Genomic DNA, 13377 nt, shown 5'->3' on the forward strand with positions numbered 1-13377 from the left:
TTTAGGTTTATAAATGATGGTTTAGGATAATTTCTGCCATAAAAATTAACGTCGAAAAATATAATTATATGCTTAATCTTTTTAAAGCAAGGCAAAGTAACGCTGTTGCAATCGTACAACTATTATTAAAAGCCCTAAATATTAAAGTTAGTGATAGCACAATTAAAAACGCATTAGAAGATCATCCAGATTATCCGAGTTTGTTATCCATTAGTGATTGTTTAACAGAATGGTATGTTGCAAATGATGCTTATCAAATTGACAAAGAAGATTATGACCCTTCTGATTTACAATTCCCCTTTATTGCTCATTTAAAAACAAATGGTGGTAATTATATATTAATAACTGCAATCAAAGACCATCAAATTACCTATAGTAATGAAAAAGGAAAAAATGCTTTAATATCTGAAAACGATTTCTTAAAGGAGTGGTCTGGGGTAGCTTTACATGCTACCAAAACTGATAAAAGTGGTGAAATCGGATATAATAACAATTACATTAAAGATATTTTTAGTAGGTTAAAATTACCTCTTTTAATCACCACCATTATTTTGGGGATATTATTAGCAATTGATTACCAAACAATCAATCCCAATTATGGGGTCTTATTATTTATAAAATTAACTGGGGTATTAACCAGTGTTCTTTTACTAATGCACAGCATTAATGCAAACAATCCATTAATACAAAACTTATGCAGTATGGGTAACAAAAATAACTGTAATGCTATTTTGAAATCAGAAGCTGCCAAGGTAACATCATGGTTAAGCTGGAGTGAGGTAGGTTATTTTTATTTTGTAGGCAGCTCTATATGTCTATTATTCTTACCTCTTTCTATATCAATTTTAGCATGGCTAAATGTATTCGCTCTACCTTATACCATCTATTCTCTAAGTTACCAATACAGACATAAAAATTGGTGTGTATTGTGTTGCGCTGTTCAAGCAATTTTATTGGGGGAATTTATACTCAATATTTTGTCAGATAACATTTTAAATTTTGAAATTTCAACTTATATTAAGATCATACCTTCTATTCTATTAGCATTCACAATACCCATCTTAACTTGGGCAGTTATAAAACCTATGCTTTTAAAATCAGCACTAAGCAAACCTTTAAAACAACAACTTAAAAAGTTTAAGTACAATAGTGATTTATTTAAACAAGTACTACAAAACCAAGCTAAATACAGTATTTCTAATGATTTGATGCCCATTACCTTAGGCAATCCTAATGCCGAGACGACCATCACTATGGTCAGCAATCCATTTTGTGGTCCCTGTGCCAAGGCTCATCAAGTTCTTGATGGATGGCTAAGTTACAGGGATGATATTCAAGTAAAAATCATTTTTAGTACTGCAGACCACGATAACGATGAAAAAACAAAGGTTGCCAGACATATCAGTGCTTTAGGTCAGTTAAATGATGTGAAATTAGTAGAACAAGCACTTAACGATTGGTATAATCAAAGCACTAAAAAATATGAAAATTGGGCACAGAAACATCCAATCAATTTTGATGGGGAATGGAATGAAGTAACAAAGAAACAAAAAGCTTGGTGTGATTTAACCGAAATCACTTTTACACCCACTATTTTGATAAATGGTTATAAACTTCCAGAACCTTATAGATTAGAAGACATTAAATATTTATTAAATTAATAGTAAAATCTTTTGTACAAAAAGGCAGCATGATTTGGAATGAAACTACCCCAACAGCTAGTATCGACGTACATCGCTACTGCTTAAGTAAACCTGCGTGAAGGATTACTAAAACTTAAACATTCAAATTATGAACAGCTCTTAATACAAGAATAAAATACTGTATTTTACAGTCAAAATAGCCATTTAAAAATTGCTCTAATAATTTAGCTTAATGAGCTAAAACATAATGACATACAAATTTTTTATAATACCTTTGAAAAAAAACTTCCCCTTTTACAAGCAACCAGACCAAATGGACTGTGGGCCAACCTGTCTTCGCATGGTTGCCAAACATTATGGCAAAAACTTTAGTATACAACAGTTAAGGGAAATCTCGGGAATTAACAGAGAAGGGGTTTCACTTTTGGGCATTAGCGAGGCTGCAGAAAAAATTGGATTTAGAACTACAGGTAGTAGACTAAGTCTTGCTCAAGTAAATGAAATTGAATTACCTAGCATTTTACATTGGGATCAAAACCATTTTGTAGTCTTATACAAAATAAAGAATGGGATTTACCATGTTGCAGATCCAGCGAAGGGCTTAATCAAGTATAAAACGGAAGAATTTGTCACGCACTGGTTAAGCACATACAATAATAGCCATAGACAAGGCATTGCCTTGGTATTATCTCCTACTCCTGAATTATATATACAAGAGGGGGATAAAACAGAAGGCATTAATTTTGCTTATTTACTACGCTATCTTTATCGTTATAAACAATTGGTATCACAGTTATTTGTCGGATTAGGCGTAGGCAGCTTATTACAATTAATTGTTCCTTTCCTTACACAATCAATTGTAGATATAGGTATTAATACCAGAAATCTTAATTTCATCTATATCATCCTGATTGCACAGACGATGTTGTTTGTAGGCAGAATGAGTGTAGAGTTTATCCGTTCATGGATTTTGTTACATATCAGTACAAGGATTAACATTTCAATCCTTACTGATTTTTTGATCAAGTTGATGAAATTGCCCATGAGCTTTTTCGATGCAAAGATGACAGGGGATATCATGCAAAGGATGAACGATCAAAAACGGATTGAGAGCTTCTTGACCGGTAGCACACTGAACATCATTTTTTCCATGTTTAATCTAATTATCTTTACAGGTGTATTAGCTTATTACAACATCAATATTTTTTTTATCTTTTTGCTGAGTAGCGTAATTTATTCCCTATGGGTAATTGCATTCTTAAAAAAGAGACGCGATCTGGATTTTAAGCGTTTCGATATTTCCTCCAAAAACCAAAGTAGCATTGTACAACTGATTGGTGGTATGCAGGAGATCAAACTTAATAATTGCGAGCAACAAAAACGTTGGGAATGGGAAAGATTACAGGCAGGGCTTTTTAAATACAGTATAAAGAGTTTATCACTAGGGCAAATTCAACAGGCTGGTACTTTTTTTATTAATGAGGGCAAGAATATTATCATTACCTTTTTAGTAGCCAAATCTGTTATAGATGGGCAATTAACCCTTGGCGGTATGATGGCCATACAATATATTGTAGGTCAGGTTAACAGTCCAATTGAACAGTTATTAGGCTTTATTCAACAGCTTCAGGATGCAAAGATCAGCTTGGAGAGGTTAAATGAAATACATCAAATGGATGATGAGGAACCAGTAGACAAAACTTTTTTAAAGGAGTTGCCCACCAATAAGAGCATTAGCATTCATAACCTAAGTTTTACCTACCCAGGGGCAGGCAACGAACCTGTTTTAAGAGGCATTAACTTAGATATTCCCGAAGGGAAAACCACTGCCATTGTGGGTATGAGTGGTAGTGGCAAGACTACCATTCTAAAGCTATTGTTGCGCTTTTATAACCCGCAAAAGGGCGAATTAAAAGTAGGTGCCACACATTTAGATCAAATTGGTTACCGTTATTGGCGAGGCAAATGCGGCACTGTAATGCAAGATGGTTTTATCTTTTCTGATACCATTGCTAAAAACATTGCGGTGGTTGACGAATATCCAGATATAGAAAAATTGAGACATGCGGTTAAAATGGCTAACATTGATGATTTAATTGATGGGTTACCACTCGGATTAAATACCAAAATTGGAGCAGAAGGAAACGGAATTAGCCAAGGACAAAAACAAAGGATTTTAATTGCTAGGGCTGTCTACAAAAATCCGGAGTACATCTTTTTTGATGAGGCCACTAACTCGCTTGATGCCAACAATGAAAGTATTATTATGCAAAACCTAGAAAAATTCTTTAGGGGTAAAACTGTCGTAGTAGTTGCTCATAGGCTGAGTACAGTGAGAAATGCTGATAATATTGTAGTGTTAGATAAAGGGGTAATCATAGAACAAGGCACCCATACTCAACTTACACACAATAAGGGAGAATATTATCAGCTGGTAAAAAACCAGTTAGAATTGGGCGAATAAATAAAATTAAAAACAATAAATTGAATGTTAACCTAAATTAAAAAATCGCAAATATAAAATTTTAAAACAGTTCAGCCACCCAAGGGGGTAGCTGAACTAGGTAAAACCTACAAGCCCGTAGGTATGCTCACCAAAGTGGCAAACAGAAATTAATCAATTGCAAAACTAACTTTTTTAACTGTTTTTGAATGTAAAAAACAGTAATTACAAATGAATAAACATAATATTTTAAGTAAAAATGAAATGAAAAATGTATTTGGTGGTGGTTGTCCAGCATGGTATCAATCTCAATGCTTGCAACAAGCAGCTAGTGAACCATCATCTGGTGATCCGATAGAAGATGATATCATATTTAATTTGATATTAGAAACCTGTTTGCGAGAGTGGGATTCTAATCCTGATAATAACCCCTCATAATTAAAATGACAGATCAGTTTTTTCAATTGGTCTGTCTTAATTCCTTACAAAAGAATATTTTATGAAATTAAAAATTGTAATAACCATTATCTTTTATCTTGTTTTGAGTTTCACAAATTCCTTTGCCCAGTCTAATCTTTCAAAGATTAGCGGATCTTTAGAAACCTCTCCCTATTCATATGCATATTTGTTCTTGAGCGAAAGGAACTTAACTATTAAAAAGCCTATTATTAATGGAAAGTTCAATTTTCTAGTAAATAAAGAGAAAGAATTCGAAATGGCCATTCTTTATTTCGGGCTAGATTCTAATAGAACTTATTCAGATATAGTAGAGAATCGAAATAAAGGAATATTTGAATCGAAAATAATTGCTTTGGATGATTCAATATCGATTTATGTAAAGGATAATGTGAAAGATTCTCAAGTTTTGGGTGGAATTCATACCAAAGCACTATATGCAATGGATGATGCCACTAAAACAGGGAATTATAAAAATTTCTTCGAAGAATATAGTAAATCACCTTTAGCATTAATGTTATTAAGTGTAATTATTAGAGTAGATAAAAGAACTTATAGAAGTTCTGTTGATTATAAGAAAATTTATAACAACTTACCTATAAACCTTCAGAATTCAAAAAAAGGGCAAGAAGTAAAGGCCTTAATAGAGAAAAATTAGAGCTTATATCAAACAAAATAATTAATTATGCCAATAGAACAACAAGTAGATTATCAAAACAGTGAAGAGGTTCAAGAGATCATTACAGCAGTTCCTTCTTGGATACTAAGAAGAGGTATTACCTTGATTTTTTTGGTTTTGGTTTTGATAATTTTACTTTCGGCTTTTATTAGGTATCCAGATGTGGTTAAAACCTCATTAAAAGTAAACTCTCTTAATTCGCCAAAACCTGTTATAGCGCACCAACAAGGTAAATTAGTTAAAATTCTTATAAAAGAAAACCAAATTGTTGCCGAAAAACAACCTTTGGCATTTATAGAAAGTACAGCTAGTCATATAGATGTAATCAAGTTCGCAAATAACCTCAAATTACTTCAACAAAAGTTAAATACTACACAAGTAAGTAGTTCTGATTTTGAAACAACAGGATTAAATTTAGGTGAACTACAGAGCAGTTATCAAAATTTTTATCAAGAATATTTGGCTTTTATAAATACTCAAAAAGGAGGGTTTTACCTTGCACAGCGTAACTATTTAGAGAAGGACTTGACTGAGATTAAGAAACTACAAAATCAGATTAACACACAAAAAAAGATACAGGAAAAAGAATATGCAAATGCTGAGGAAGAATTTCAAGCTTATCTAAAGTTAAAAAGTAAAAATGTAATTTCAAACAGCGAATTCAAACAGCAAGAAAATAAGTATTTGGCAAGCAAATATCCATTGCAACAATCAGCTACGGCATTGCTTAATAACAATTCTACCTATTTAGCTAAGGAAAAGGAAATCGCTATTTTAGACAATACCATTAGAGAACAACAGTCAAAGTTCAGACAAGCATTAAGTAGTATGTTAAATGAAACAGAGAGTTGGATTTTGAAATATGTAGTACTATCCCCATTAGCAGGTCGTGTAGGGTTTGCTGGTATTTTACAGGAGAACCAAAATGTAGCTATTAACCAAGAACTGTTTATTGTGAATCCTGGGAATACCAATTTTTTTGGAGAAGTACAAATACCTCAATACAACATGGGAAAAGTAAGTCTTGGGCAAAGAACATTGGTCAAGATGAGGAGTTTCCCTTTTGAAGAATATGGGCTAATAAATGGCAAAATTAGTTTCATTACAGATGCAGCTTTAAAGGATAGTGTCTTTATTGCAAAAATAGATTTTATTAATTTTGAACAAAAAGATAGTCTGCATCCTATTATTTTAAAAACAGGGATGATGGGAGACGCTGAAATAATAACAAGAGAAAGCAGTCTTTTGCAACGTTTTTTAAGAAATATGACCAAGATGTTAAATAATGGGAATTGAGTTGTGACTTAGTTGATTATAGCTTAGTAAGCTAATATTTTCTCCACTGTTTTTGCAAACCTACTTTTAGCCAAGAAACTATCTTCTAGTACTTTATTCATCGGAATAGCGGTATCTAAACTTGCACAACGCATTACAGGTGCATCTAAATCTTCAAAACAATGTTCGGCAATCCATGCGGAAAGTTCTGCCCCAAAACCACTGCTTATGGTGTCTTCGTGTAGAATAATTACCCTTCCGGTTGCTTTAACAGCTTTTGCAACAGTTTCCTTATCCCATGGTTGTAAACTTACTAAATCCACCAATGTGGCATTTATTTCATTATGGTTATTTAAATATTCTAATGCCCAATGAACACCCAGGCCATAAGTGATAATACTCAATTGATCGCCATGTTTTAAAACATTAGCCTTTCCAATTTCTACTGTATAATAACCCTCTGGAACCAGTCCACTTAAACTACGATAAAGATACTTATGCTCAAAATAGATGACAGGGTTTGGGTCTTCAATTGCTGCAATTAACAAGCCTTTTGCATCATACGGGAAAGCAGGGTATACCACCTTTAACCCAGGTGTTTTGGTAAACCAAGCCTCATTGCTTTGAGAATGAAATGGGCCCGCACCACTACCTGCTCCGGTTGGCATGCGTATTACAACATCAGCTTTCTCTCCCCAACGGTAATGAGTTTTGGCCAGATTATTTACAATCTGATTGAAACCACAGGTTACAAAATCTGCAAATTGCATTTCTACAACGGCTTTGTAACCGTTAATAGATAAACCTAATCCTGTACCAACTATAGCAGATTCGCAAATTGGTGTATTGCGAACTCTGGCTTTCCCAAATGCTGCTACAAATCCATCAGTTATTTTAAAAGCACCACCGTATTCAGCAACGTCTTGACCCATAATAACCAAGTTATTGTAACGTTGCATTCCCTCTTTTAAACCTTCAGTTATGGCATCTAAATAGCGTTTTTCTGTTTTTGTTGCTTGAGGTTGAGTTAATTCTTGTTGATAAGGGAAAAACATATCGCTAAGCTCAATTGAATCATTTGCAACTGGTTCTTCCTCATTAAACGCTTCTTCAACTTCCTGTTCTATTTCAGCTTTATAACTTCGCTTAATAGTTGCTATTAATTCTTCATCTAATATGTTTTCGGTAACTAAATAGTCTTCGAAATTTTTTACCGGGTCTTTTTTTTGCCATTCGTCAAATAGGTGCTGAGGAACGTACTTTGTTCCAGATGCTTCTTCATGGCCACGCATTCTAAATGTTAAACACTCTACTAATACTGGTCTTGGATTTTCTCTTATGCTCGAAGCAATTTCGCTTAGTTTATCATATACTTCTAAGATATTATTGCCATCTAGTTGGATACCTTCAACTCCATAGCCAATTGCACGATCTACTAAATGTTTACAGTTAAATTGCTCATTTATTGGCGTAGATAAGCCATAACCATTATTCTCTATTAGGAAAATTACGGGCAAATTCCATACCGAGGCAACATTAATTGCTTCGTGGAAATCACCTTCACTTGTTGCTCCCTCTCCTGTAAATACCAAGGTTGCGTGTTTTTTATTTTCAATTACATCTGCAAGTGCTATTCCATCAGCTAAAGCCATTTGTGGGCCTAAATGAGAAATCATTCCGATAATTTTGTAATCTTGGGTGCCAAAGTGAAAAGAGCGATCACGACCTTTGGTAAAACCAGATACTTTTCCTTGCCATTGCGCCATTAATTTTTTTAACGGGATATTTCTACTGGTAAAAACACCTAAGTTTCGATGCATTGGTAAAATATATTCATCGTTTTGCATAGCTAAAGTACTACCAACAGCTATTGCTTCTTGACCAATTCCAGAAAACCATTTCCCAATTCTACCTTGGCGTAAAAGAATAAGCATTTTCTCTTCTACCATTCGTGGATAAAGTAATGTCTTATATAGGGCTAAAAGTTTAGCATCATCCTTATCTTTTCTGTCGAATTGCATATTCTAATTATTTGGTATAGCGAATTGAGATTGGGTTACTAAGATTCAGGACTTTTTTTTGTTTCTTCCCATTGTTTGGAAAATGATTTTTGCGCAATTTCTGGCATGTCACGATATTTGCCCCAACTTTTTTTGAAGAAGGTTTTAAGAAAAAAGTTTTTCATTTTTCCACTAAACATATCCATCATAGAGCGTTTTTTCATTCCTCTTTTCCACAAATTCCATCCAAATTCTTCAGTTTTAGTGTTCTCATGGCCCGCCGCTGCATCTCTTCTGTTGAGCAACAACATTTTATGAATATCAATTTTAACGGGGCAAACTTCAGAACATTTACCGCATAAACTAGAGGCATAGCTAAGGTGCTTAAATTCTTTCATTCCCTTTAAATGTGGGGTAATAATAGAGCCAATTGGACCACTATAGGTTGTGTTGTAAGTATGCCCACCAATATTTTTATAAACAGGACATGCATTTAAACATGCTCCACAACGAATACAATATAAAGCCTGTCTTTGGTCTTTTTGAGCTAAAAGATTTGTACGCCCATTATCTAATAAGATCACATACATTTCTTCGGGACCATCGGTTTCATTGGGTTGCCTAGGGCCACTTAATAACGTATTGTAAACAGTTAAGTTTTGTCCTGTACCATGGCTTGCCAATAAAGGCCAATATAGATCTAGATCCGCAATGGAGGGGATTATTTTTTCTATTCCGACAATAGCAATATGAATTTTTGGGAAAGTAGTACACAAACGGGCATTACCTTCATTTTCAGTTAAGGCGATACTACCTGTATCAGCTACTAAAAAATTACCTCCAGAAATTCCAATATCTGCATTGAGATATTTTTCTCTTAAAAGTTCTCTTGCCTTTTGAGTTAGTTGTTCTGGTGTTGCATCTATAGCTGTACCAAATTTTTCATGAAATAATTGAGCAATTTCTACCTTGCTTAAATGCATGGCTGGAGTTACGATGTGATAAGGTTTCTGCCCTAATAACTGTACAATGTATTCTCCTAAGTCACTTTCTAAAGATTCAATGTCATTTTTTTCAAGAAATTCATTTAAATGAATCTCTTCGGTTGTCATCGATTTAGATTTGATAACGGTTTTACCGTTATTTCTTTGAATAATATTTAAAATTTCTTTTTGGGCTTCTTCAACATCATTTGCCCAAATTACTTTACCACCTCTTTTTTGAAAGTTTGATTCAAATTCGGGTAGAAATTTATCTAGATTTTCCATCACACGCCATTTAATCACATGTGCTTTTTTCTTAGATGCTTCTAGGTTTTCGAATTTAGAAAGACCGCGTTCAACAGCAACATTGTATTTGCCAATATTATGATTAATGGTTTTACGATGAGGCATATCAAAAGCCTTTTCATCAGCTTTTATCAAAAATTCTTCTGCGGTAGTACTCATGCTCAAATATACTAGAAAATGTAAAAGGGACGATGTAAAATATAGAAGGTAATTGTCAAAAAAAATCCCGATAGTTAAAAGCTATCGGGATTTAGTAAATTAATTGAAACTCTTATTTAGTTTTTGGAGTTCCATCTGCATTTTTATTAACTACCGGGCGGTTTGCACCATTTGCTAATTCCCAAGCAGTGAAATATACCAGTTGCGCTCTTTTAGCCAACATTGGGAAATCAATTTTGCTTATTGCTATTATTAGCTTTTTCCTGATCAACAGTTAACTGACTTATTTAGTCTATTTTACAATCGTCCTTAATGTATTTTCCAATTCTAGGATTCGGTTTTCTAGTTGACTAATTATATTTTGCAACAAGGCTATTTCCTTGTTTTTGATAAAAATTTCTTCTGTTTGATTATCTTTTCTGAATGATTCTATGGATAAATTGAAAATTTCAGCAATCTTTATCTGATGTTCTTTTGAGATTCTAATTTTACCACTTTCTAATCTTTGATAGGTACTTTGAGTTAGCCCGATTTTTTTAGCCATATATTCTTGCGAATAGCAAAATTCGTCTCTGATTTTTCTGAGTTCATCTCCTCCTAATATTTCTTTCAATGTTTTTTTTGATAATATTTCCTTTATACCCATATTTTGATGCCTAGTATTCTAATACAAGGTAAATGGTTTTATTTAATTACGCATAGTCTTATGCATAATTTAGTCGATTTTTTAGTTTAATTATCTTAGGTTTAGTTTAATTATATATAAAATTAAAAAGGTTAAGCATATTTTAAAATATTACCAAAAACGATATTTATCGATACTGGTATCGCCTAATAAGTCAAGCGTGATTGACTTAATATTTAAATAAACACTATTAGAATTTAACAATGAAAAAAATGAATTTACTTAGCAAAGCTGAGATGAAAAATGTTTTAGGAGGAGTAATGAGTGTACAGTATCTTTATAATGCATGTCTAGTGAGCCATGGTGTAGTTAATGATGGAACTCCAGAAGATTATATTTTATGGATGATGTGTGATACTCAAGCTCAAAATGCCTGTTCTTTTGGACAGGCTTCTGGAGCAATATGTGATTATGAAAATTGGGGGGGAAGTATAGAGTAGTTATATTAGAAATTTAATAACAATAAAAAAATCCCAACAGTTATGTTGGGATTTTTTTATTGTTATTTAGTCTTTGGTGTTCCGTCTGAGTTTTTATCTACTAATGGTCTGTTAGGTCTATTTGCTAATTCCCAAGCGGTATAATAGGTAAGATGAGCACGTTTAGCAAGTAAAGCGAAGTTAATTTTGCTTACTTCATCACCAGGTCTGTGATAATCTTGTTCTAACATACCATCATAATAGAAAATTACCGGAATGCCTAACTTAGCAAAGTTATAATGGTCAGAACGATAGTAAATTTGTTGAGTATCTTTTGGGTCATCATATTTGTAATCTAACTTCATTTGAGTATAAGTATCGTTAATGCTCTCACTTAATTTCCCTAATTCTGTGCTCAATTTGAAAGATCCAACTGAATATATATAATTTGCACTATCAGGTTTTCCTAAATATTCTTCACCAGTACGGCCAATCATATCTGTATTTAAATTTACAATGGTATTCTCTATTGGAAATACAGGATTTTCAGAATACCATTCAGAACCTAATAATCCTTTTTCCTCCCCACAAACTGTCATAAATAAGATACTTCTTTTAGGGCCCTTGCCATCTGCTTTTGCTTTAGCAAATGCTTCAGCTAACAATAAAACACCTGTGGTTCCAGAACCATCATCATCTGCACCATTGTTTACTTTATCTGTTGCATTTGGGTCTTTTACTAATCCGATATGGTCATAGTGGCCAGTAATTACCAATACTTCTTTTTTCAATTCAGGATCAGAACCTTCTAAGAAACCTAAAACATTTTCTGCTCTTAAATCTGTAGTCTGTAATTCTGCTGTTAAGGTAACTGGTACATTAATCACAACCGAAGCTGATTTCAATGTTTCTGTAATTTGTTTTTTTACTACATCTAAGCTTGTATTTGCTGCGGCCAGAATTTGATTAGCTACAGCAGTACCAATATTAACAGTAGGAACTTTTACAGTTTCCTTTTTAACCAAACCATCGCTGCTACCAGATAGATATGCTTTCATTCTATCATTGATATTGTCAACACCAGGGTTGATTACCAAAATTGCAGCTGCTTTATTATCAGTAAGATATTTAACTTTGCTTTGCAAGCTACCAACGCTTGTTTGCGCTCTTCTTCCTCCAGTAGCAGGTGCTGTATTTTTTACAGTTGGATCTCCAGAAGCAAAAATCATTACAACTTTTCCCTTAACTTTCTGTCCTTCAAATTCATTAAAACCTTCTTTGCTAATACCAAAACCTGCAAATAAAATTGATTTTGCTTTAACTTTAAATCCTTTTCCGGAAGCATCATTTAAGTTGATGTAAAAATCCTTAAGATTTGTTTTTGCTTGTCCGCCAACAACCAATTCTGATTTGGTTAAACTTTTTGAAGCAAAACCAACTTTTTGAAAGTATGGGTCACTTCCACCTTTTACAGGACCGGTTAATCCGAAACTTTGAAATTGTTTCTTAATATAATCAGCAGCCATCCAAGCTCCTTTTTTACCAGTCTCTCTACCTTCATATTCGTCAGATGCTAAGATTGATAGGTGACTATAACCTCTTTCTTTAGTAATGGTTTCACTAAATTTTACTGCATCAGGATTTTTCTGAGCTGCAGCACTAAAGCCAAGCAATACAGCAAGACCAGTGTATAAAAATGTTTTTTTCATCAGTTTTATAATTGTTTTTTAAGTTTTATGAAGCTATCATGAGTTTATTTGTCGCCATTTTGTAAATGGAACTCATGATGATTCATTGGTTTGTTAGTTAATATTGATGTGAGATTTATTACATCACATCGGTTGTTTTATATAAGTTAGCAGGATATTTTATTCACTCTATTTGCATGTCTACCGCCTTCAAAATCTGTGGTAATAAAAGTAGTAGCCATCTCTTTTGCTAAAGATGTAGTAACAAATCTAGCTGGTATGCACAATACATTTGCATTGTTATGTTGCCTTGCCAGTGAAGCTAATTCATTCTCCCAGCAGATCGCTGCCCTAATATCTTGGTGCTTATTTGCTGTTATTGCTACTCCATTTGCGCTTCCACATACTAAAATGCCAAAATCAAATGCTGCAGTTTCTACAGCCTCAGCAACTGGATGAGCAAAATCTGGATAATCTACAGAATCAGCAGAATGGGTACCAAAATCTTTAACTTCATAATTCGATAAATAGTCTTTTAAGATTTCTTTATATTCAAATCCAGCATGGTCTGCACCAATTGCAATCTTTAGTTTTTTTTCTGTAGACATTTTCAAATTTATATAGAATATTGCAGCTTATGC

At 33.4% G+C, this 13377-nt stretch carries 11 protein-coding genes; 6 read left to right on the top strand and 5 right to left on the bottom strand.

What is annotated here, in order from left to right; genetic code table 11:
- Window positions 1-68: 68 nt before the first annotated feature.
- The 5 genes from FA048_RS05765 (at window position 69) to FA048_RS05785 (ending at window position 6517) form a co-directional block, all read left to right on the top strand.
- Window positions 69-1661, top strand: coding sequence for a cysteine peptidase family C39 domain-containing protein (locus tag FA048_RS05765; protein ID WP_136839240.1), 1593 nt, complete (start codon window positions 69-71; stop codon window positions 1659-1661).
- A 229-nt stretch (window positions 1662-1890) separates the two neighbouring features.
- On the top strand, window positions 1891-4107 hold the full coding sequence (locus tag FA048_RS05770) for a peptidase domain-containing ABC transporter (protein ID WP_136839241.1): 2217 nt from the start codon (window positions 1891-1893) through the stop codon (window positions 4105-4107).
- 210 nt (window positions 4108-4317) lie between these two features.
- Window positions 4318-4524 (top strand): hypothetical protein, encoded by a 207-nt coding sequence (locus FA048_RS05775; RefSeq protein WP_136839242.1) that lies wholly within the window; start codon window positions 4318-4320, stop codon window positions 4522-4524.
- A gap of 61 nt (window positions 4525-4585) precedes the next feature.
- Window positions 4586-5200, top strand: coding sequence for a hypothetical protein (locus FA048_RS05780; protein ID WP_136839243.1), 615 nt, complete (start codon window positions 4586-4588; stop codon window positions 5198-5200).
- A 27-nt stretch (window positions 5201-5227) separates the two neighbouring features.
- Complete coding sequence (locus FA048_RS05785; protein WP_136839244.1) at window positions 5228-6517, top strand: HlyD family secretion protein; 1290 nt, start codon at window positions 5228-5230, stop codon at window positions 6515-6517.
- A gap of 23 nt (window positions 6518-6540) precedes the next feature.
- Here the strand turns inward: FA048_RS05785 and FA048_RS05790 are convergent, their stop codons facing one another.
- The 3 genes from FA048_RS05790 to FA048_RS05800 all read right to left on the bottom strand — a co-directional run bounded on the left by FA048_RS05790 (window position 6541) and on the right by FA048_RS05800 (window position 10590).
- Window positions 6541-8517, bottom strand: a complete 1977-nt coding sequence (locus FA048_RS05790) for an alpha-ketoacid dehydrogenase subunit alpha/beta (RefSeq protein WP_136839245.1) — start codon at window positions 8515-8517, stop codon at window positions 6541-6543.
- Window positions 8518-8555: 38 nt separating this feature from the next.
- Window positions 8556-9944, bottom strand: coding sequence for a LutB/LldF family L-lactate oxidation iron-sulfur protein (locus tag FA048_RS05795; RefSeq protein WP_136839246.1), 1389 nt, complete (start codon window positions 9942-9944; stop codon window positions 8556-8558).
- A gap of 292 nt (window positions 9945-10236) precedes the next feature.
- Window positions 10237-10590 carry a helix-turn-helix domain-containing protein gene (locus FA048_RS05800; protein ID WP_136839247.1) on the bottom strand — a complete coding sequence of 118 codons (354 nt, stop codon included), beginning with the start codon at window positions 10588-10590 and terminating at the stop codon, window positions 10237-10239.
- A gap of 251 nt (window positions 10591-10841) precedes the next feature.
- Here FA048_RS05800 and FA048_RS05805 point away from each other — a divergent pair, with 251 nt between their 5' ends.
- Entirely contained in the window at window positions 10842-11069 is a 228-nt protein-coding gene (locus tag FA048_RS05805) for a hypothetical protein (RefSeq protein WP_136839248.1), read from the top strand.
- A 62-nt stretch (window positions 11070-11131) separates the two neighbouring features.
- Here the strand turns inward: FA048_RS05805 and FA048_RS05810 are convergent, their stop codons facing one another.
- Window positions 11132-12757, bottom strand: coding sequence for a M28 family peptidase (locus FA048_RS05810; RefSeq protein ID WP_136839249.1), 1626 nt, complete (start codon window positions 12755-12757; stop codon window positions 11132-11134).
- Window positions 12758-12903: 146 nt separating this feature from the next.
- The gene (gene rpiB / locus FA048_RS05815) at window positions 12904-13344 is read right to left on the bottom strand and encodes a ribose 5-phosphate isomerase B (RefSeq protein ID WP_136839250.1); all 441 of its coding nucleotides are present in this window, start codon (window positions 13342-13344) and stop codon (window positions 12904-12906) included.
- Window positions 13345-13377: the final 33 nt, after the last annotated feature.

This window comes from Pedobacter polaris (assembly GCF_005116505.1).
GTDB classification, from domain to species: Bacteria; Bacteroidota; Bacteroidia; order Sphingobacteriales; family Sphingobacteriaceae; genus Pedobacter; species Pedobacter polaris.